The following is a 19,838-nucleotide window of genomic DNA, read 5'->3' as shown; positions in this document are numbered from 1 at the left end:
ATGATTGATGGACCAGGACACAATGTCAGCACGTATTTTCCAGACCCCGAAAAGCGCGATGCAATCGGGCAAAGCCAAGACCGACACTTGGGTGCTCGAATTTGAGCGGTCAGAGGCACTGCGCCCAGATCCGCTGATGGGTTGGAGCGGCAGCGGCGATACGCAGAGTCAGGTGCGTTTGACCTTCCCCGACAAGGATGCGGCGAAAGCCTATGCCGAGAAATACGGAATTCCGGCACGGGTCCATTCGACCCCGGCTAAGGGACTCAAACTACAGGCTTACGCCGACAATTTCCGCTAAAAGATTGGTGCGCGATTGGCGCATCTCTAAGATCCTATCTTGCCAACCGAGGGCATGATCGCCATATGGCCAGCCGGGAGTCGGGTGGACGTTTGCGTTCGCTCACCGGGTCAGGTCCGGAAGGAAGCAGCCCAGGTGAATTGCGACGGGTCGCTCGGCTCCTTTTTCCATGAAAATACGGTGGTTTGGTCCGGCAGCGATTTCATGCCGATTTTCTCCAAACACCGCGATGACAAATGCTGCGCCAACGCGTAGTTTGCGCGCGTGACTGATTCCGATCCAGAAATACCCGAAGGCGAAGAGGACAAGCCAAGCGCTGCTGAGTTAGAGGCCGCAGGCCAGAACTCTATGTTTGGCGATCCTGAGCCTGAGCCTGCACCGTCTATTGCGGTTCAGGACAAGCCGTCCGCTAGTGAACAGACTGCTTCGGTCGAACCTGCCCCTGCGGCTGAAGTCTCGCCGCCCACTGCGGCTCCTGCGGAGAAACCCGCGAAGCCAGCGGAGGCTGCCGATAACCAGCCTTACCGCGTACTGGCGCGCAAATACCGCCCGCAAACCTTCTCTGAGCTGATCGGGCAAGAGCCTATGGTCCGCACGCTCGCCAATGCGATAGAGCGAGACCGGCTGGCGCATGCGTTTTTGATGACTGGCGTTCGCGGGGTCGGTAAAACGTCGACCGCCAGGCTAATTGCCAAAGCGCTCAACTGCATCGGTGCGGATGGCGAGGACGGGCCGACCATTGATCCGTGCGGGCAATGTGAGCCTTGCACGGCGATCGCTCAGGGTCAGCATATCGATGTGATCGAGATGGATGCTGCCTCGCACACCGGGGTCGATGACGTGCGCGAGATTATCGAGGCGGTGCGCTATGCAGCGGTCTCTGCGCGCTACAAGATCTACATCATTGACGAGGTTCACATGCTCTCGCGCAATGCCTTCAACGCATTGCTTAAGACGCTTGAGGAACCGCCTGCGCATGTAAAATTCCTGTTCGCGACGACTGAAGTTGAAAAGCTACCGGTTACCGTGCTCAGCCGGACGCAGCGGTTCGACTTGCGGCGCATTCCGGCGGAATTGCTGGCGACGCATTTCGGCAATGTCTGCGCGAAAGAGGGTGTCGAGGCTGAGGCAGAGGCGCTGCACATTATAGCCGGAGCGGCAGAGGGTTCGGTTCGCGATGGTCTTTCGATCCTCGACCAAGCGATTGCGCATGCCGATCTTGAAGAAGGCGGGCAAGTAACTGGTGAGCGGGTCCGCGACATGTTGGGCCTCGCTGACAAGAGCGCTCAGCGGAAGCTGTTGGAGCGGTTGCTGGCGGGCGATGCGCCAGGCCTTGCTGGCAGCAATTGATGAGCAATATGCGCTGGGCGTCGAACCTCTCGCTTTGATGCGGGCTTTGATGGATCTGGTTCACAAGATCACCGTGGCTCAGGTTTCCGGTGCTGAGGCCGATGCGCCAACCGAAGAAGAGCGCGCAGCGCTTAGCAAGTTTGCGCAGGAACTGGGCGCGGGTCAGCTGCACCGGCTTTGGCAGCTAATGCTGAAGGGTCATGAGGAAGTGCGCCAGGCGCCCGATCCGTTGGTTTCCGTGCAGATGGCCTTGCTGCGCGTGCTTCACGCCTCTGACATGCCGGACCCTGGCAAGCTTGCAAAACGGATAGAGGAGATTGCCAAGGCGGGGCCTGCGCCTGCTGCGCCGAATGAAGCGCACGCCGGAGAACCTGCCCCTGCCATGCAATCGGCACCCAGTGCGCTCGACTGGGCAAACGTAGTGCGACAAGTCGACGATTCCGGGCAATTGCGCGTGGCGCAAATTATGCGAGACCGAGTTCGAGTGATCGAGCTCGCGCCGGAAAAGCTCGTGTATCAGCGGGCCGATAACTTTGCCGATGACCCAGCGCCAGAGATCCGCGAGGCCTTGTTTAAGCTCACTGGTAAGCGCTGGCTGGTTGAAACAGGCGCAGGTGATGCCCAACCTAGCTTACGAGAGCAGGAAGACGCGGAGCGCGAAGCAGCAGCCGAGCGCACCCGGTCCGATCCTCTGGTGAAGGCCGCATTCGAAGCCTTCCCAGAGGCGGAATTGCTCGACCCGAAAGACCAAGCCGCACCCAGCGCTTTGCGCGCCAGCGGCAGCAAATGGAGCTGATGAAGCTATGAAATCGATGGAAGAAATGATGCAGGCCGCTCAAAAGGCCGCAGAGACGATCCAAACCCAAATGAACGACATGCAGGCCAAATTGGACGGCATGGAGGTTGAGGGTCGAAGCCGGCGGCGGCTTGGTAAAGGTGCGCGCCACGGCAAAGGGCCGAATCTTGAAGGTTGAGATCGACGACAGCCTAATGAAGCTGGAAGAAAAGCACATGGTCGAAGACCTTGTGACGGCTGCTTTTAACGATGCCCGGGACAAGGCTGACCGCGTTTCCGCCGAGGAAATGAAGCAGATGCAGGGCGGCATGGGCTTGCCAGAAGGTTTCAACCTGCCCGGTATGGGTTGAGGTATCCTGAGCGCTGCCATTGCGGCGCGCATTGAGCGTTCCCATATCCTGAGCCGATACGACAGCTCCAAAAATGCGCTCAATTGGCGCTCATAAAGATAAACGGCAAATTCAATGACACAGCAATTCCCTCTCCTGCCTTTGCGCGACATCGTGGTGTTTCCCGGTATGGTCGTGCCCCTGTTCGTGGGCCGTGACAAATCTGTCGCCGCGCTCGAGGCCGCAATGGAAGCCAGCAAGGATATCTTCCTGCTCGCCCAGCTTGATCCGAGCTGTGATGATCCGGTTGGCGATGACCTTTATGACGTCGGCGTCGTCGCCCAAGTGCTGCAATTGCTGAAATTGCCGGACGGCACCGTCCGCGTTCTGGTTGAAGGGACAGCGCGCGCTAAGCTTGAAACGTTCCGCGAAGAGGGCGATTATGTATTGGCCGAAGTGGCTCTGCAGGAACCGCAAACGGTCGGCGGCAGCGAAGTCACTGCTTTGATGCGGCAAGTTACGGAACAATTCGCGGAATACAGCAAGCTTAACAAGAAGCTGGGTGATGATGCTGATGTTGATCTAAGCGATGTTGATGATGCAGGCACTCTGGCGGATACAATCGCCGCCGCAATCAATGCCAAGGTTTCCGACAAGCAAGGCCTGCTGACTGAAGCTGATCCTCTGCGCCGTTTAGAACTGGTGATCGCCTTTATGGAAGGCGAGCTGTCGGTTCTTCAGGTTGAGCGGAAAATCCGTGGGCGCGTGAAGCGTCAGATGGAAAAGACGCAGCGCGAATATTACCTCAACGAACAGCTCAAGGCGATCCAAAGCGAGCTGGGTGGCAGTGACGGCGAAGAAGTCGATGAGATCGCTGAGCTGACCGAGAAGATCGAAGAGACCAAGCTTTCCAAAGAGGCGAAGACGAAGTCGAAGGCGGAACTCAAGAAACTCAAGGCCATGCAGCCGATGAGCGCAGAGGCGACCGTCATCCGCAATTATCTGGATGTGCTACTCGGCCTACCATGGGGCAAGAAGTCTCGGCTCAAAAAGGATATTGGCAAAGCGCAGGAGATCCTCGACGCCGATCATTATGGCCTGGAGAAGGTCAAGGATCGGATTATCGAATATCTTGCCGTTCAGGCGCGCACCAACAAGCTGAAGGGGCCAATCCTGTGCCTCGTCGGGCCGCCCGGCGTGGGTAAGACGTCGCTGGGCAAGTCAATTGCCAAGGCAACGGGCCGCGAGTTCGTGCGCCAGTCGCTTGGCGGCGTGCGGGACGAGGCCGAGATTCGCGGCCACCGCCGGACGTATATTGGCTCGATGCCGGGTAAGATCGTCAACAATCTGAAAAAGGCGGGGGCCAGCAATCCGTTGTTCCTGCTCGATGAGATCGACAAGCTGGGCCAAGATTTTCGGGGCGATCCTGCATCGGCTCTGCTCGAGGTCCTCGACCCAGAGCAAAATGGTAAGTTCCAGGATCACTACCTTGAGCTCGATCTTGATCTTAGCGATATCATGTTTGTTACGACGGCAAACTCGCTTGATCTGCCTCAGCCGCTGCTGGACCGGATGGAGATCATCCGCCTCGAAGGCTACACGGAAGACGAAAAGGTTGAGATTGCTCAACGCCATTTGATTGCGAAACAGATCGATGCACATGGCCTGAAGGACGGCGAATTTGAGCTGACCGAAGCGGGTCTTCGCGACCTGATCAGATATTACACTCGCGAGGCTGGAGTGCGGACGTTGGAGCGTGAGATCGCTCGTTTGGCTCGTAAGAGCCTCCGGAAAATACTGGAAAAAGACGCCACCAGCGTGGTGATTACCCCGGATAATCTTGGCGACTTTGCCGGGGTGCGCAAATTCAAGCATGGCATGTCTGAGGACGAGGCCCAGGTGGGCGCTGTCACAGGCCTTGCATGGACCAGCGTGGGCGGGGAATTGCTGACCATTGAAAGCGTCACGACACCGGGCAAGGGCGAGATAAAGACCACCGGTAAGCTCGGCGAAGTAATGACCGAGAGTGTCGCAGCCGCGTTCAGTTTTGTGAAGGCGAGGGCGCCCGTTTACGGCATCAAACCGTCGATCTTTCAGCGTAAGAATATCCATATTCACTTGCCGGAGGGTGCGGTGCCGAAGGATGGCCCAAGCGCTGGTATCGGTATGGTCACGTCGATCGTTTCAACACTGTCGGGTGTCGCTGTGCGTCCAGACATTGCGATGACGGGCGAAGTTACACTACGCGGCCGTGTGCTGCCCATTGGCGGGCTTAAAGAGAAGCTTCTGGCGGCGCTGCGAGGCGGGATCAAAACCGTCCTCATTCCAGAGGATAACGTCAAAGACCTGGTCGAAATTCCAGACAATGTGAAGGAAGGGTTGGAGATCATCCCGGTTAGCCACGTTGATCAGGTTCTGGAGCAGGCTCTGGTCGAGAAGCCGGAGGCGATCGAATGGACTGAGGCGGATGATTTGGCGAGCCAACCGAATCCAGCGGGAGCGGGCGGCGCAACCGCGCACTGACAAAGTATTGGATCAATCCAGACTTGTATAAATGCGACAGCTTTTCAATGCTGCGATGCAGCATTTGCGTATTCCGGCATCGATTCGCCGCAAATGGCCAACATTTGTCCAAAAATGGCGTTTTTCTGCGTGATTTGCCTTTGACAGAACCGTCAAAAAGGTATCATTTGCGCGCTTTCGGAGAGGCGATTCACCGAAAACCAGTTTGAATTGCGAATGAGGGGGTTCCCAGAATGAATAAGAACGATCTGATCAGTGCAGTTGCCGAAACCAGTGGCCTTTCTAAAAGTGACGCGTCTAACGCCGTTGAGAGCGTTTTTAACGCAATTACCAAGTCGCTTTCCGGTGGTGAGGAAGTGCGCCTGATCGGCTTCGGCACATTCTCAGTCGCTAAGCGTAAGGCTTCGACTGGCCGCAACCCGCGCACTGGCGAGCCAATGACGATCAAGGCTTCCAACCAACCTAAGTTCAAGGCTGGCAAGGGCTTGAAGGACGCAGTCAACTAAGGCTGACTGTTCGCAGCACGCATCGCCGCGTTTTACGAAATTGGGCCCCACCAGAGCGATCTGGCGGGGCCTTTCTTCTATGCGCCGTACGCACGTCGTAGAGATTGCTTCATGACCTGCACGTCGCCGGGGGATGCACATACCTTCACTGATCAACGGGACAGATCGACCAATGCAGTTGGCGCGGCCTTTGTGCGCGGTGTGATTTCCCACTCTAGCGTCTGACTGCCCGAGGTGTCGGAAGCTTCGGCGACCGGTCCTGCATCTGTGTTGTTCGCCAGGATCCGGCCATCTGTGACAATGGTGAATGTTCCCTCAACCGCCGGAATGTTGGGCATCTCTCCGCCCGGCGCGGCCCCCTCATCGCCCAGCGCCGCCAGCCCTGCCAAGCTGCCCATTCCGCCAAACATTGCTGCCATCGGGTTCGTGTCGCTTTGGGCGGAGAAGCCCGGAGCATTCACGCGAACAACATTGTCATCGCGCAGCACGATCTGAACGAATGGATTGGTGGTCGGCACCTCTTCGATAGTTGGGAATAGGAAGTCATGTGAGAGCTCGCCTGAAACGGTGTATGAGACGTCGTAAACCCCGTCGCCTTTGTCCTCGACACGGTTCCACCCTTTTTGACGCAGCAGCAATTGCCGCAATTCTTCTGAGGCTTCTGGATCAGTCACATCAATACCACCCATGAAGACCGCCATTTCTTCGGCATCCTTCTTTGCCTTCGCAGCGCGTGCCTCTGCGCCAGCTTCCCAATCCTCGCGTTGCTGTGCCAGCTCTGCTTCCGTGCATTCACGGTCGGAATAGTCCTCTTCATCATAGCATTCGGTGGGCTCAAACTCTCCGCCAGCTGCGCCCATCTGAGCAAGGTCAGACAAGCCTAGGAAGAAGATCTCGCCTTCGTATGTAAAGGTGAAGCTGTCCTCACCGGTGAGCTCCAGCTCAGAGCTGAACTTGCCCGGTGTGATGAAGCATGCGCTGAGCAGCAATGAGAGGCCGACCAGCATTGCGGCGGCTTTCGCGCGGATGGGCAATCGGCCCGGTGAGTTGTCAGTCATCAGTCTGTGCTCCCTGTTGCAAGGCCGCTTAGGCCCGCGTTGCCGCCGCATATAGCGCAATTGCAGCGGCGTTTGAAACATTGAGGCTTTCGATCGCTGAGCTGATCGGCAGCTTTGCCAACGCATCGCAGTGCCCCTGGATGTTGTGGCGCATCCCTTCGCCCTCTGCGCCCAGCACCAGCGCCACCGGCCCGGTGGGCAGAGCATCGGCCAAGGTTTCGTCCGCTTCACCGGTTAGGCCAATGCGCCAATAGCCAGCTTCGGCCAAGTCCTCCAAGGTCCGCGCAAGATTGACGACCCGCACCCATGGCACCGTCTCCAGCGCGCCAGATGCGGACTTTGCGAGCACGCCGGATTCGGGCGGCGTATGGCGATCTTGGGTAACGATAGCGGCGGCCCCAAACGCAGCGGCAGAGCGCAGGATCGCACCGACATTGTGCGGGTCCGTCACCTGGTCGAGCACCAGGATCGGCCTTGCTGGATCGCCCAGCGCAACCTCGTCGATGAACACCGTCTCCAGCGCCTCGCATTCCAGCACCAGGCCTTGATGGGGCGCGTCTTTCGCAACCAAGCGGGCGAGATCGCTGACATCGGCATATTCCACTGGGAAGTCCGCTGGCAGTTCACCGTCTAGCCCCTCAATCGCTTCGCGTGTCGCCCACAGTTTGCGATGCTTGCGCTCTGGGTTCTTGAGCGCCGCCTCAACCGGATGCCGCCCCCATAGGCGCGTTTGCCCCGCCGATGCCCGGCCAGACCCGCGTCCGCCCTTCATTCGTCCCGCTCTGCCTCTCAGCGCTTTTTTGCGTTCTGGTCGCGCCATGATGGCTCCTGTTTCCTGACTTAGTTTGCTCCCCTGCCAGCAACCCCATTGACAGGCAAGCGCCGCTTCGCCATTGGGGCGCCTCTCGGCATGACGAGCCTGTGAGGGCACGCTCAATTTCCCGCAAGGTATGTGGACAGGTGGCCGAGTGGTTAAAGGCAGCAGACTGTAAATCTGCCCGCGCAAGCGTACATAGGTTCGAATCCTATCCTGTCCACCACCTGCCTTGTCTCTCATAGTTGCGAAACTGCGTACCTTCTCGTGATCCCAGTGGGCGCTGGAACACGTTTGCGTTTTTCGAATCTGTGACTTTTACGGGAAAGTGCGCGTTTCCATTGGTTTACGCGCAAAATGCAACGTGACGTTGTGACTTTTGGAATTTGAGCATGTTTTGTGTGCCTGCTGCGCGCGCAAGAATGTCCCCGAGCAACGCAAATACGCTGCCGATATTGACTGACACTCACGATATGAAAGAGCTGCGATCTGGCTAGCAAGGCCGCGTCTGGTAGGAAAACGCTCACGTCTTGCAATCTCTCAAATAATTGCACGATGTCGAAAACGTACAATCAATGCAGCGTGTTATGGCTAAGGTTGCCCTTTAATCAACAGGGAGGGGTGCGGGAATACAATCCAACGTAAGCGATAACAGAATTGGATAATCGGGCCGCTTGCGCACCATCCCTTCGCGTTTGGAAGAAGGGAAATACACATGAAGAAGCCACTATTGCTGTCGAGCGTTCTTTTGGCGGGCATCACCGTATCATTGCTTGCCGTGCCGCAAGATGCACGCGCAGATGATTGCCTGCTTGACCGCGACGATGATGGCGTCGTGGATGCTGGCACCGACACTGATGCAGGGGCGAATTCCAATGACGAAGACCTAGCTCTTGCATGCGGACGTGCAGCGCAAGCTACCGGAACGCAGGCTACGGCAATCGGCGCTTTGACCACTGCCACACAATTAAATGCGACAGCAGTCGGCGCAGGAGCTGATGCCAGCGGTAGCTCGTCAACTGCCTTAGGCGGATTTAGCACTGCGTCTGAAGGTTTTAGCACAGCCGTTGGTGCTTCAAGCCAAGCTACCGGCAGTAGCGCAACTGTGATCGGAGGATTCGCTGAAGCCAGCGCTGCCAATACGACTGCGTTAGGCGTGTCTGCTGATGCGATTGGAGAAAACAGTACAGCACTCGGCGCGTTCGCTGGCGCTTCTGGCGCGAACTCGATCGCCATCGGTTCGGACAGTGAAGGAAATAATGCTGGTGCAGTAGCTGGAGGCGCAAATTCGATTGCCGTAGGTGTAGAAGCATCGGCGAGCAATTTTGGTGCGACGGCGATTGGCACCAACAGTGTGGCTTCAGGCGGTGAAAGCATCGCGCTTGGTTCCGAAAGCCTGGCAAGTCAGGGCGGTAGCGTCGGCATTGGCGTGGCAGCCCAATCAACGGGCCTGCTTAGTACCGCTCTCGGCTTTGTGGCGGTCGCAGGCGGCGAAGACTCTGTTGCTCTTGGTGCGAACACGACTGCGTCAGCCAATTCTTCCATCGCGATCGGCGGTGATGGTGGGGATGCTGATGAAAATGGCGCACAGGCGACGGGTATTGCGTCGATTGCTCTTGGTGTGGATTCTGTTGCGAGCAGTCAGGACGCGAGTGCTGTGGGGTCGGGTACGATTGCGATTGGTCAGGAGGCGTCTGTGTTTGGCGCAAGGGCGCGGACCAATGGCGCTTTGGCGACGGCTGTGGGTGCGCGCTCGGTCGCGACATCAAACGGGACGTCGGCTTTTGGGACGGGTTCTCAAGCGCGGTCGCTCAATGCGACCGCAATCGGCAACTCAGCCCGCGTTGAGGGCGCTTTCTCGACCGGCATTGGGACTAGTGTGAACATCGCTGCGACAGCCAACTCAGCGGCTGCGGTTGGTTTTCAAGCCAATGTCAGCGGCAGCGCGGGTACAGCGGTGGGCAGCTCAAGCGAGGTGACCGCGCAATTTGGTACCGCTGTTGGCCGCGAGGCGAGCGTGACGCACAACAATTCGACCGCAGTTGGCTTTCAGGCAGCGTCCACTGCGAACAATCAGGTTGCGCTGGGCGGAGATGGATCCTCGGTGCGGATTGGCGACATTGATGCGAGTACAGCGGCGCAGGTTGGCCCCGTGGATGCAGTGACCGTCGACGCGAATGGCACGCTTGGCCGCCAGAGCGTTGCAACCGCCGCCTCAGTCGACAATGTCCGCCGCGCCCTCAACACCGTTTCACAAGTGGGAACCGCCCAGTTCGATGCGCTGTCAGGAAGGGTGCAAGACCTCAGCTTCCAGCTCCAGGACCTCGATGAACGCACCAGCGGCGGTATCGCAGCGGCAATGGCCATGGGCAGCGCGCCAATCGTGCCAGGCAAGAACATCTCGCTGACTGTAGCGGCCTCAACCTATCGCGGTGAGCAAGCCTTTGCGGGATCGCTTACCGGGCGGCTAACAGACAGTTTCTACATCTCTGCTGGGATCAGTGGGAATACAGGTGACGACAGCGTTGGTGCGCGTGTTGCAGGGACCATCGGGTTCTAAGACCGCCTAAGAATAGCAAGATTGAAAGCGTAGCTTGGCGTTGCTGAGTCCCGTTTTTCCTTGCGGAATTGCGAAGCTGGGGCGTGGACGTTCGTCTGCTTGCTCTTGCCCCAGCACATCTGCCTGCCTAATTGCACTGGAATGCACAACTCCCCAGATATGACTCATCGCCCCGTCATTTCAGGCACTGGCCTGTATACGCCGGAAGAATCGATCACCAATGAAGAGCTGGTTGAGAGCTTCAACGCCTTTGTTGACCGCCACAATGCAGAGCATGCTGAGGCGATTGCCGCGGGCGAAGCGGAAGCGCTGACCTACAGCTCGGTCGAGTTCATCGAAAAGGCGAGCGGGATCAAAGCGCGGCATGTGCTGAGCAAGGCCCCAATTCTTGCGCCAGACACCATGTCGCCGCGCTGGGACGAGCGGCCCGATGGCGAATTGTCGGTCATGGCAGAGATCGGTGTGATCGCGGCGCGTGAGGCCCTAGCAAGGGCAGGGCGCGAGGCCAAGGATGTGGACGCGGTGCTGTGCGCGGCCTCCAATATGCAGCGCGCCTATCCGGCGATGGCAATCGAGATCCAGCAGGCGCTGGGCATTGATGGCTTCGGTTTTGATATGAATGTCGCGTGCTCATCGGCGACATTCGGCATTCAAACAGCAGCGGATTATGTCCGCGCGGGCAATGCGAAAAGTGTGCTGGTCGTCAGCCCCGAGATCACCTCCGGCCACCTCAATTGGCGGGATCGTGACAGCCACTTCATCTTTGGCGACGTCGCCACCGCCGTGCTGGTCGAGGATGCGGCGATTGCTCCGACGGAGCATTGGGACATTCTTGGCACAAAACTGAAGACGGTGTTCTCCAACAATATTCGCAACAATTTCGGCTTTCTCAATCGGGCGACGCCGGAGACTGCAAGCACCGCAGACAAGCTGTTCGTGCAAGAAGGGCGCAAGGTGTTCAAGGAAGTCGTGCCGATGGTTGCGCAGATGATCCTGGACGAAGCAGAGCGGCTTAAGATTGATCCCAAGACGCTGCGCCGGATGTGGCTGCACCAGGCTAACTCCGGCATGAACCGGCTGATCGCGCAAAAAGTGCTGGGTCATGAGGCGAGCGATGATGAAAGCCCTACGGTGCTAGACACCTATGGCAACACATCAAGCGCAGGTTCGATCATCGCCTTTCATTTGCACAGCGAGGATATGAAGGCGGATGACACCGGCCTCATCTGCAGCTTTGGCGCGGGCTATTCCGCTGGAACAGTGTTCGTGCGTAAGGCGGCCTGATCACGAGCTTCGAGGAAGCGGTCCCAGGCGGCAATGATCTGCTGGGCGCCCCACCAGATTGCAGATACAGCGATTACCGACACAAGTCCGTCGACCGCGTAGTGATACGCGAGGTGTACGCTGCTGATCCAGGTGATCACGAAGAACGCGGCGAAGAATAGGCCGAGGCGCGGTGAAATTTGGCGCATGGCGAGCCAGTACAGAAACGCAATTGCAACATGCATGGATGGCATGGCGGTAATCCCGCTGCCCAGGCCATTTGCATCAGCGTGGAACCATTCGATCAACATGTCTTGTACCCTGAGGGTCATAACCGGGATCTGCTCGTTCGCGGCGTTGAGATAGGCCATTTGCTCATCAAAGCGGGTGTCGCCCAGCAAGGGACCGACGAATACGGGGCCGACAGAGGCAAGCCAGGTCGCCATCGCTCCGCCCACTAAAGTCCAGCTGAGCACATAGGATAGGAAGAAGCGCCTGCGCAGTCGGCTGTCGACCTTGGTAAAGGCAAAGTAGAGCACGCCGGGATAGAGCAGCAGAAACCACAGCTGATAGAGCAGCGCGAGGAATGCCGTGACGACCGGGAAACCCAGCGCTGGTTGGAGCACTTCCCAAGCATCATTGCCAAAGAAGATCGCGCGGTCCCAATCGACGAAAGTGTCATCCCAAGTGTAGTCATTGAACAGTGGGATGGCGGCCTTCATCTTCGAAAAGAACGGCAGCAACACAATTGCAACCGTCAGCATCGGTAGGCCAGCCAGAGCAGTGCGTTTAAATTCCGGCGTGGAATAGCGCGCTTTGAGAAAGGCCACCGGGCTGTCCGGGCGATGTTTATAGAGCTGACGTCCTGCATCAACCGCCGCGATGACGATCAGGAACATGCCGAACAGACGCAGGTTGACCCATATGCCAATGAAGCTCGGCGCGATTCCGCGCGCAGCGAGCAGCCCAATGCACAGCGCCATCAAGGCCAAACCAATCACATAGATCGGTGTTTCACTGCGCCAGCGCGGCAAAATGATATCCCTCATCTCAATCATGGTTGCTCGATTTACGGTAAATAGATCACTAAAGAGTGAATGAATGCGCGTGCTTAGTGGGGTTTTGGAGTGCTCCAATCCATCGCAACTGCGCGATAAAGCTGGGTGCAGAAATCGCGGCATTGCTTGCGAGGGCGCAGCTCAGCTCCTAGATGGCTCGGATGGCCGGAGAAATACTCGATAACGAAGGACGCGGTGATGTCAGCTGGAGCTGGCCGCCGATCCACCCCGAAGGACGCAAATATGGCGTGATTGCGGTTGTGATCAGCCTCTTCTTCCTCAGCCCATGGGTTGATTGGGAGATCATCGGTTGGCCGCTATTGGCCTTATCCGCCGGGGTGTTCGCATTCTTCCGCGATCCAGAGCGGGTCGTGCCGCAATCGGACAATTCGATTGTCGCGCCCGCTGATGGCCTCGTCTCGCTGATCACGCAGACAGAGCCTCCACCTGAGCTGACCATTGATGACGGGTCGGGTACGCCAGGCCTGCCTGAAGGGCCGGTCACCCGAATTTCGATTTTCATGAGTGTGTTTGATGTTCACATCAATCGTGCACCTATCGCGGGCGCCATTCGCCGCGTGATCTACATTCCGGGTAAGTTCGTGAACGCAGACCTTGATAAGGCGAGTGAAGAGAACGAACGCCAGCATATTCTGGTGGATCGCGGCGACGGCGTGCAGATCGGCTTCACTCAGATCGCTGGCCTTGTCGCGCGCCGGATTGTGCCATTCGTGAAACCCGGCGACACCGTGGCCAAAGGTCAGCGCGTCGGTCTGATCCGCTTTGGCAGCCGGGTCGATGTCTATTTGCCTGCGGGCACAGCGCCCAAGGTTCTGCTGGGTCAGAAAATCATCGCTGGCGAAACGATTTTGGCTGAACTCGGCGAGCAGAAATTGCTTGAAGGCATTTCTCAGTGAGCGAACCCACTGGCCTATCTGGGCAGGATGACAATCAGGCCGAGATAGCTAAGGGCGCACCGCGTGTCGGCCCGAAAGCTGCAGAGGATGAAGGGTTGCCTGGCGCGGCCGATCCCAAGGGCTTGTCGCTTAGGGCGATGCTACCCAATGCAATCACGGCTGGCGCATTGTGTGCGGGCCTGACCGGGATACGCCTTGCCATCACTGAGCAATGGGCGCTGGCGATCCTGGCTGTGATCCTGGCGGGCGTGCTTGACGGGGTCGATGGGCGTATTGCACGGCTGCTCAACGCTCAGTCGCGCTTCGGCGCTGAGCTCGACAGTCTGGCCGATTCGCTTTCATTCGGCATGGCGCCAGCGATCATTCTGTATTTGTGGGTGCTGCAAGACCTGCCGCGTTTCGGCTGGTTCGCCTCACTCGCCTTTGCGATCTGCTGTGCTGTTCGTTTGGCGCGCTTTAATGCGCAAATTGATGTCGATGATCAGCCCCACAAGTCAGCTGGCTTTCTTACCGGAGTTCCCGCGCCCGTGGGCGCAGGGCTGGCCTTTCTGCCATTCTATTTCTGGATCGAGACCGGTAATGAGGCGTTTCGCGATCCATTGCTGATTGCGATCTGGCTGACGGTCATCGCATTTCTGCTGATTTCCAACATGGCGACGCTCAGCTGGGGTTCGCTGCGTCCGCGCCGGGCCATCAGGCTGTCGGTGATTGTGATTTCGGCGATGGCGTTTGCCGCGCTACTGTTGGAGCCATGGTGGCTGCTGATCACGATCAGCATCGGCTATCTGGCGCTGATGCCTTACGGACTAATCAAATATGGGCGGATTAAGCGGCAGCGACGTCTTGCAGCGCAGACAGACGGTTAGGCAGGCGGCGCGCAAACGGCCGAGTGGCTGACCCGCGATAGCCCGATGCGGTAGGACGCAAACGAACTTCAGTAGCCTCAACATGAGGAACAAAGCCCGCATCGGCTAGGCTGCGTTCACGCTTAAGTCCAATAAAGGCGTTGCGCAGGCGCAGGCCGCTATCTGTAAGGCTCACAAAAACGCTCAGGGTCGCTGCGACAAACAGGCTGGCCAGCAGATAGAAAATCATGGAATTGCTCCTTCACGCCTTCATTCGTTGGAACGCATGATCAGGTTACATATCCTGTCGTTCCATATTTGTTCTGAACGCCTTGTTCACTAGGTGTTCCGCTGCGTCAAGCACTTTGTTCCACTTGTGTTCTAAATGCACTATTTACACTAGATTTTGTGGGAGATGGGCGCTAATGGCCCCTCCATCGCAGAAGCAGATGAGGCAGATCGTCTCGTTCTGATCGTGCGAAATTCACATGGAAGGCGCTTTATACCGGTGCCGCTGGAGGGCTCTCCACCAGCAGGTTCCTTGCCTTCCAGAGGACTAACCGGAAAGGAATTACCTATGGCGGCCACTACCGTCACGATGCAGCAATTGATTGAGGCTGGCGCACACTTCGGCCACCAGACCCACCGCTGGAACCCGCGGATGAAGCCGTATATCTTCGGCGCCCGCAACGGTGTTCACATCATTGACCTGTCGCAAACTGTGCCATTGTTCGCACGTGCTCTCGACTTTGTTGAACAAACCACCCGCGCAGGCGGCAAGGTTCTGTTCGTTGGCACGAAGCGTCAGGCGCAAGAGCCGATCGCTGAAATCGCCCGTGCGTGCGGCCAGCACTTTGTAAACCACCGCTGGCTCGGCGGCATGCTGACCAACTGGAAAACTATCAGCGGTTCGATCAAGGAAATGAAGTCGCTTGAGGAAAAGCTCTCGGGCGACACCAGCGGCTTTACCAAGAAAGAAGTTCTGCAGCTCACGCGTAAGCGCGACAAGCTGGAATTGTCACTTGGCGGTATCCGCGATATGGGCGGCATTCCGGACGTAATGTTCGTGATCGATGCCAACAAAGAAGAACTGGCCATTAAAGAAGCCGCTGTTCTGGGTATCCCTGTGATCGCAGTGCTCGACACCAACGTCGATCCTTCCAACATCGCATTCCCTGTACCGGGCAATGACGATGCAACCCGCGCAGTGCGCCTGTATTGCCAAGCGATTGGCGATGCGGCTGTTGCTGGCCGCGGCGGCGCGGCTGCGGCTTCGGGCGCAGACATTGGCTCCATGGAGCAGCCACCTGCAGAAGCACCGGCAGCCTAATCACAGGCCGCCTCGCCAGCGCACCAAACGCGCGTTGGCACGATCACTGATAAACGCGCCGGGCATCCTGATTGGGGCCCGGCGACCAATTTATTTTTTGAAGGAATTCAGAAATGGCCGATTTCACCGTCGCTGACGTGAAGACACTGCGTGAAAAAACAGGCGCAGGCATGATGGACGCAAAAAAAGCCCTTGTTGAAGCGGGCGGCGATATTGAAGCAGCTGTTGACGCATTGCGCGCCAAAGGCCTTGCGACCGCACAGAAGAAGTCCAGCCGTACCGCGGCAGAGGGTCTCGTTGGCGTCGCTGTATCTGGCACGTCTGGCGTAGCTGTCGAAGTGAACTCTGAGACAGACTTCGTTGCGAAGAATGACCAGTTCCAGGACTTCGTGCGCAAGACCACAGGCGTCGCTCTGACGCTGGGCAGCGACGATGTCGAAGCGCTGAAAGGCGCAGCTTACCCAGATGGCGGCAGCGTCTCTGACAAGCTGACCGACAATGTTGCGACCATCGGCGAGAACCAGCAGGTTCGCCGGATGAAGAGCGTGTCTGTCGAGCAGGGCTCTGTTGTTGCGTACATGCACAACGCCGCAGCCGACAATCTCGGCAAGATCGGCGTTCTGGTTGCTCTGGAAAGCGCAGCAGGCGCAGGCGTGCTTGAGCCGCTTGGCAAACAGCTAGCGATGCATATCGCCTCGATGTTCCCACAGGCGCTCAACGCTGATGGCCTGGATGCCGACGTGATCGCTCGTGAGCGTGCAATCGCTCAGGAAAAAGCAGCGGAGAGCGGCAAGCCTGAGAATGTGCAGGAAAAGATGGTCGAAGGCGCGATCAAGAAGTTCGCGAAAGAGAACGCTCTGCTCAGCCAGATGTTCGTGATGGACAACAAGGCGACGGTTGAAGAAGTTGTCGCTCGCACCGGCAAAGAAGCTGGTTCTGAGATCGTCCTGAAGGACTACGTCCGCTTCCAACTCGGCGAAGGCATCGAGAAGGAAGAAGAAGACTTCGCCGCAGAAGTTGCTGCGACGCTTAAGGGCTAAGCCTCAATCGCTTCATTGGCCCATGCGGCCATACAATTTCTGGCCGTCGGACCTGTCATGGGTTCGGCGGTCGAATTGTTTTGGGCGTCGAATGCGAACGGCCGTTGACGTTCCAAACTCGTCTCCTGTTCAGTGCCGCGAAAGATAGTCCGACTATCTTATTCGATACAAATGAGGGGTTTAACGCAATGAAAAACGTCAAAATGGGTTTGCTTTCTTTCGGACTTGCCTACGCGGCTTTGTTGCCAGCTACAGTTAGCGCCAAAGAAACAAACTCCGAGGTCGTTCCCTTTGAGAAACTCTGTGATGCCGAAAGCCGTCCTTACTTGAAGCTATGCAATTTCTTGGAAAATGCTGACGAGGTGATTGGGTTTGAAGAGACGGTAAGTCTGACCGGAGATCCGAATTCCTATGTCGTGCTAGCCAGATATGAGGACGACTGGAGTATATATGCTCGCGGTGTTTTTCGTCATCCTTCGCAGGACGTAGAAGGTTCTTGGACAACGGAGACTCGCGCAGTCACCCGACGGATTTCAACTGAAATGATGGCGAAATTCTATGCGTCACAAGCGTGGCGAGGCGATAAGGAACAGGAATCCAAGCCTGCCCAACGCCCAAAAATTTGCCTTGATGGTGCGGGCTTTACCATCGGCATAAAAGGTTCAGATTTACAAACAGGATCAGACCCAAAAATAGTAGCGAGACGGTTTTTCTGTTCTAGCAAGACGGGTTTTAACGAGATGAAGCTAGATCTCCAGAAACTCGCAGTTGAAAAAGATCCCGAGATGGCGAAGTTTTTCCCTAGTGCCGTCAGGAACCTGACTGGTCTAGGTCGGGGCGATTAGCAAAGTCTCATCGCTGCATTGCTCTAACCTCGATCAGCCAAATTTCCGGCTTCGTGAACAGGCGGATTGGCAGCAGGCTGGTGCCTAGACCCGCGCCAGTTATCAGCGTCTTTCCGTGCTGCTCCACCACGCCGCAGGCGTAGAGGTCGCCGTAGTCTGACATGGTCGCGGGCGCTCCGCCCCAGGGGTAGGCGATCTGTCCGCAGTGGGTATGTCCGGCCAGCACGAGGTCGAAATTCACCGGAACCTGCGGAAAGATGTCCGGGCTATGGGTGAGGGCGATGCGCGGGCCGGTCAGCGCTGCCATCCCTTCCAAAGCCAGCGTCAGATTGGCTTTGCCGGTATAGTCATCATCCACACCGGCAATCGCGAGCGGCCCGATTTGCGCCGCCTCGTTGGCGAGCACCGTCATGTTCTCAATTGTCGCAAGCTCGCTTTCAAGCCCCGGCCAATCGAACCAATGGTCATGATTGCCGGGTACCAGTACCGTGCCTAGGGGCGCGTCGAGCTCACTGAGCGGAGCGACAATCTCCTTGGCGGTGTAGATATGCGTGGCGGTGCGCTTCTCGCTTACCAAATCGCCCGCAATCGCGACCAGATCTGGCTCCAGCGCGTTAATCTGCGCGACGATTTCACTCAATCGGCTGGGCGACATATCAGGCCCGGCGACGTGAATATCACTGATCAGGGCAATGGCGATCGGTGCTGCGCCCGGCGACAATTCGTCGCTCTCGACGACGTGGCGCTCGACAGCGGGCGCGCCCATCGTATCGAACCATGCCTTTACGGCCAGTACCAAGCCAATCACGAGGGCAAGCAAGAACAATCGGCGGATCATGGGGGTCCCTTTGTCGGCCTATCGCCAATCTTCGAAACGCAGCATTCACAGCTTTTGCACGCTCATGCAAACCCATAGGCGGCGTAATTACCGCTAACACTCTTGGCATCACAACGCCTGCCGGATAAGGGCGAGGGGCAAAGACACATTCTGCCAGAAAGCAAACCACCCATGGCCCTTCCCGAAATGAAACGCGTTCTCTTGAAGCTCTCAGGCGAGGTGTTGATGGGGGAACAGGATTACGGGATTGATCCCGCTTATGTCGCGCGGCTGGCCGAGGAAGTGAAGGCGGCAAAAGACACGGGGCTGGAAATTTGCCTGGTCATTGGCGGCGGCAATATCTTTCGCGGTGTTGCAGGTGCGGCGCGCGGGCTGGACCGGACCACCGGCGATTACATGGGGATGCTAGCCACCATCATGAATGCACTGGCGATGCAAAATGCGCTGGAGCAGTTGGGCGTGCCGACCCGCGTGCAATCAGCCATCCCGATGAGCACCGTGTGCGAGCCCTATATTCGCCGCCGTGCAGAGCGCCATCTTGAGAAGGGTCGGATCGTGATTTTTGCCGTGCGGCACTGGCAATCCCTTCTTTACCACAGATACCGGCGCGGCCTTGCGCGCAGCAGAGATGAACTGCGATGCCTTGATGAAGGGCACCAGCGTTGATGGCGTCTACGACAGTGACCCGAAAACAAACCCGGATGCCGCGCGCTTCGATGCGATTTCCTATGACAAAGTGCTGTCTGACAATTTGAAGGTGATGGATGCAACCGCCGTTGCCCTTTGCCGCGAGAACAATATCCCGATAGTGGTGTTCTCAATCCGTGAAAAAGGGAACGTCGTGCGCGTGCTTGATGGCGGCGGCGTACAAACAATTGTGAAAGAGGAAGCCTGACCTATGGCTCAATATGACAAGGCCGATATCGAGCGCCGGATGAACGGCGCAGTGGAATCACTGAAGGGCGATCTGGGCGGTTTGCGCACGGGCCGGGCCAATGTCAGCCTGCTCGATCCAGTGGTTTGCGAAGTCTACGGCGCGATGATGCCGCTGAGCCAGGTAGCGACCGTGTCTGCGCCAGAGCCGCGTATGCTGAGCGTGCAAGTGTGGGACAAGTCGAACGTCAGCGCGGTTGAGAAAGGCATCACCAAGGCGAACCTTGGCCTGAACCCAATGACTGATGGTCAAACCGTGCGTCTGCCAATGCCAGACCTGACCGAGGAGCGCCGCAAGGAACTCGCCAAGCTGGCTGGTCAGTATTCTGAGAACGCCAAGATCGCGATCCGCAATGTCCGCCGTGATGGGATGGAATCGCTCAAAGCGGATGAGAAGAGCAAAGACATCTCAGAGGACGAGCGCAAGCGGCATGAAGAAGACGTGCAGAAGCTGACCGATAAATATGTCGCCGAAGCCGACGAGGCAGCGGCTAAGAAAGAACAGGAGATCCTGACCCAGTAAGGTCAGGCT

The 19,838-nt window shown here is 57.5% G+C and carries 16 protein-coding genes, 1 tRNA gene, 1 other RNA gene and 3 pseudogenes; 16 read left to right on the top strand and 5 right to left on the bottom strand.

What is annotated here, in order from left to right; all coding sequences use genetic code 11:
• Nucleotides 1–22: 22 nt before the first annotated feature.
• From AC0V6Z_RS14890 to AC0V6Z_RS14865, 6 genes and pseudogenes are all read left to right on the top strand, one after another.
• Nucleotides 23–301: an ETC complex I subunit gene (locus AC0V6Z_RS14890; RefSeq protein WP_472639190.1), complete on the top strand. Its 279-nt coding sequence runs from the start codon at nt 23–25 to the stop codon at nt 299–301.
• A gap of 73 nt (nt 302–374) precedes the next feature.
• Nucleotides 375–469: signal recognition particle sRNA small type (gene ffs, locus AC0V6Z_RS14885), an RNA gene on the top strand.
• Nucleotides 470–649: 180 nt separating this feature from the next.
• A pseudogene (locus tag AC0V6Z_RS14880) lies at nt 650–2,447 on the top strand (DNA polymerase III subunit gamma/tau).
• 7 nt (nt 2,448–2,454) lie between these two features.
• Nucleotides 2,455–2,797 (top strand): annotated as a pseudogene (locus tag AC0V6Z_RS14875) (YbaB/EbfC family nucleoid-associated protein).
• A 114-nt stretch (nt 2,798–2,911) separates the two neighbouring features.
• Nucleotides 2,912–5,299 (top strand): endopeptidase La, encoded by a 2,388-nt coding sequence (gene lon, locus AC0V6Z_RS14870; RefSeq protein WP_472639189.1) that lies wholly within the window; start codon nt 2,912–2,914, stop codon nt 5,297–5,299.
• A 233-nt stretch (nt 5,300–5,532) separates the two neighbouring features.
• Nucleotides 5,533–5,805: an HU family DNA-binding protein gene (locus tag AC0V6Z_RS14865; RefSeq protein WP_472639188.1), complete on the top strand. Its 273-nt coding sequence runs from the start codon at nt 5,533–5,535 to the stop codon at nt 5,803–5,805.
• Nucleotides 5,806–5,957: 152 nt separating this feature from the next.
• Here the strand turns inward: AC0V6Z_RS14865 and AC0V6Z_RS14860 are convergent, their stop codons facing one another.
• Together AC0V6Z_RS14860 and rlmB are read right to left on the bottom strand one after the other, a co-directional pair.
• Nucleotides 5,958–6,863, bottom strand: a complete 906-nt coding sequence (locus tag AC0V6Z_RS14860; protein WP_472639187.1) for a hypothetical protein — start codon at nt 6,861–6,863, stop codon at nt 5,958–5,960.
• A gap of 28 nt (nt 6,864–6,891) precedes the next feature.
• Complete coding sequence (gene rlmB / locus AC0V6Z_RS14855) at nt 6,892–7,683, bottom strand: 23S rRNA (guanosine(2251)-2'-O)-methyltransferase RlmB (protein WP_486176505.1); 792 nt, start codon at nt 7,681–7,683, stop codon at nt 6,892–6,894.
• 134 nt (nt 7,684–7,817) lie between these two features.
• Between rlmB and AC0V6Z_RS14850 the strand changes: the two genes are divergently transcribed.
• The 3 genes from AC0V6Z_RS14850 to AC0V6Z_RS14840 all read left to right on the top strand — a co-directional run bounded on the left by AC0V6Z_RS14850 (nt 7,818) and on the right by AC0V6Z_RS14840 (nt 11,521).
• Nucleotides 7,818–7,903 (top strand) — tRNA-Tyr (locus tag AC0V6Z_RS14850).
• 489 nt (nt 7,904–8,392) lie between these two features.
• On the top strand, nt 8,393–10,237 hold the full coding sequence (locus AC0V6Z_RS14845) for a YadA-like family protein (protein ID WP_472639185.1): 1,845 nt from the start codon (nt 8,393–8,395) through the stop codon (nt 10,235–10,237).
• A 159-nt stretch (nt 10,238–10,396) separates the two neighbouring features.
• A complete protein-coding gene (locus AC0V6Z_RS14840) occupies nt 10,397–11,521 on the top strand; it encodes a beta-ketoacyl-ACP synthase III (RefSeq protein ID WP_472640930.1) in 1,125 nt (374 codons plus the stop codon).
• On the opposite strand, the gene AC0V6Z_RS14835 is transcribed toward AC0V6Z_RS14840, so the two are convergent.
• Nucleotides 11,482–12,558, bottom strand: a complete 1,077-nt coding sequence (locus tag AC0V6Z_RS14835; protein ID WP_472639184.1) for a phosphatase PAP2 family protein — start codon at nt 12,556–12,558, stop codon at nt 11,482–11,484. The genes AC0V6Z_RS14840 and AC0V6Z_RS14835 overlap by 40 nt on opposite strands.
• Before the next feature lie 161 nt (nt 12,559–12,719).
• On the opposite strand from AC0V6Z_RS14835, the gene AC0V6Z_RS14830 reads away from it, so the two are divergent.
• Together AC0V6Z_RS14830 and AC0V6Z_RS14825 are read left to right on the top strand one after the other, a co-directional pair.
• Nucleotides 12,720–13,475, top strand: coding sequence for a phosphatidylserine decarboxylase (locus AC0V6Z_RS14830; protein ID WP_472639183.1), 756 nt, complete (start codon nt 12,720–12,722; stop codon nt 13,473–13,475).
• Between the two features lie 95 nt (nt 13,476–13,570).
• Nucleotides 13,571–14,341: a CDP-alcohol phosphatidyltransferase family protein gene (locus tag AC0V6Z_RS14825; RefSeq protein ID WP_472640929.1), complete on the top strand. Its 771-nt coding sequence runs from the start codon at nt 13,571–13,573 to the stop codon at nt 14,339–14,341.
• Here the strand turns inward: AC0V6Z_RS14825 and AC0V6Z_RS14820 are convergent.
• Nucleotides 14,301–14,570, bottom strand: coding sequence for a hypothetical protein (locus AC0V6Z_RS14820; protein WP_472639182.1), 270 nt, complete (start codon nt 14,568–14,570; stop codon nt 14,301–14,303). The two genes, AC0V6Z_RS14825 and AC0V6Z_RS14820, sit on opposite strands and share 41 nt — an antisense overlap.
• Nucleotides 14,571–14,897: 327 nt before the next feature.
• Here AC0V6Z_RS14820 and rpsB point away from each other — a divergent pair, with 327 nt between their 5' ends.
• The 3 genes from rpsB (at nt 14,898) to AC0V6Z_RS14805 (ending at nt 17,535) form a co-directional block, all read left to right on the top strand.
• Nucleotides 14,898–15,650, top strand: coding sequence for a 30S ribosomal protein S2 (gene rpsB / locus AC0V6Z_RS14815; RefSeq protein WP_472639181.1), 753 nt, complete (start codon nt 14,898–14,900; stop codon nt 15,648–15,650).
• Between the two features lie 113 nt (nt 15,651–15,763).
• Entirely contained in the window at nt 15,764–16,690 is a 927-nt protein-coding gene (gene tsf, locus AC0V6Z_RS14810; RefSeq protein ID WP_472639180.1) for a translation elongation factor Ts, read from the top strand.
• 188 nt (nt 16,691–16,878) lie between these two features.
• Nucleotides 16,879–17,535, top strand: coding sequence for a hypothetical protein (locus tag AC0V6Z_RS14805; RefSeq protein WP_472639179.1), 657 nt, complete (start codon nt 16,879–16,881; stop codon nt 17,533–17,535).
• A 7-nt stretch (nt 17,536–17,542) separates the two neighbouring features.
• Here the strand turns inward: AC0V6Z_RS14805 and AC0V6Z_RS14800 are convergent, their stop codons facing one another.
• Nucleotides 17,543–18,373 (bottom strand): metallophosphoesterase, encoded by an 831-nt coding sequence (locus AC0V6Z_RS14800; RefSeq protein ID WP_472639178.1) that lies wholly within the window; start codon nt 18,371–18,373, stop codon nt 17,543–17,545.
• Between the two features lie 171 nt (nt 18,374–18,544).
• Between AC0V6Z_RS14800 and pyrH the strand changes: the two are divergent.
• Nucleotides 18,545–19,268: pseudogene (pyrH, locus tag AC0V6Z_RS14795) on the top strand (UMP kinase).
• A 3-nt stretch (nt 19,269–19,271) separates the two neighbouring features.
• Nucleotides 19,272–19,829 (top strand): ribosome recycling factor, encoded by a 558-nt coding sequence (frr, locus tag AC0V6Z_RS14790; RefSeq protein ID WP_472639177.1) that lies wholly within the window; start codon nt 19,272–19,274, stop codon nt 19,827–19,829.
• Nucleotides 19,830–19,838: the final 9 nt, after the last annotated feature.

This window comes from Erythrobacter sp. SN6-5 (genome assembly GCF_057364945.1).
The sequence above is the reverse complement of the archived record's forward strand: the minus strand, read 5'-3'. Positions and strand labels throughout refer to the sequence as shown.

Bases quoted from the DNA above. Each gene is read 5' to 3' on its own strand.
- AC0V6Z_RS14805 (WP_472639179.1), top strand. From the start codon at position 16,879: ATGAAAAACGTCAAAATGGGTTTGCTTTCTTTCGGACTTGCCTACGCG.
- AC0V6Z_RS14890 (WP_472639190.1), top strand. From the start codon at position 23: ATGTCAGCACGTATTTTCCAGACCCCGAAAAGCGCGATGCAATCGGGC.
- lon (WP_472639189.1), top strand. From the start codon at position 2,912: ATGACACAGCAATTCCCTCTCCTGCCTTTGCGCGACATCGTGGTGTTT.
- frr (WP_472639177.1), top strand. From the start codon at position 19,272: ATGGCTCAATATGACAAGGCCGATATCGAGCGCCGGATGAACGGCGCA.
- tsf (WP_472639180.1), top strand. From the start codon at position 15,764: ATGGCCGATTTCACCGTCGCTGACGTGAAGACACTGCGTGAAAAAACA.
- AC0V6Z_RS14860 (WP_472639187.1), bottom strand. From the start codon at position 6,863: ATGACTGACAACTCACCGGGCCGATTGCCCATCCGCGCGAAAGCCGCC.
- rlmB (WP_486176505.1), bottom strand. From the start codon at position 7,683: ATGGCGCGACCAGAACGCAAAAAAGCGCTGAGAGGCAGAGCGGGACGA.
- AC0V6Z_RS14800 (WP_472639178.1), bottom strand. From the start codon at position 18,373: ATGATCCGCCGATTGTTCTTGCTTGCCCTCGTGATTGGCTTGGTACTG.
- AC0V6Z_RS14835 (WP_472639184.1), bottom strand. From the start codon at position 12,558: ATGATTGAGATGAGGGATATCATTTTGCCGCGCTGGCGCAGTGAAACA.
- AC0V6Z_RS14820 (WP_472639182.1), bottom strand. From the start codon at position 14,570: ATGATTTTCTATCTGCTGGCCAGCCTGTTTGTCGCAGCGACCCTGAGC.
- AC0V6Z_RS14865 (WP_472639188.1), top strand. From the start codon at position 5,533: ATGAATAAGAACGATCTGATCAGTGCAGTTGCCGAAACCAGTGGCCTT.
- AC0V6Z_RS14830 (WP_472639183.1), top strand. From the start codon at position 12,720: ATGGCCGGAGAAATACTCGATAACGAAGGACGCGGTGATGTCAGCTGG.
- AC0V6Z_RS14840 (WP_472640930.1), top strand. From the start codon at position 10,397: ATGACTCATCGCCCCGTCATTTCAGGCACTGGCCTGTATACGCCGGAA.
- AC0V6Z_RS14845 (WP_472639185.1), top strand. From the start codon at position 8,393: ATGAAGAAGCCACTATTGCTGTCGAGCGTTCTTTTGGCGGGCATCACC.
- rpsB (WP_472639181.1), top strand. From the start codon at position 14,898: ATGGCGGCCACTACCGTCACGATGCAGCAATTGATTGAGGCTGGCGCA.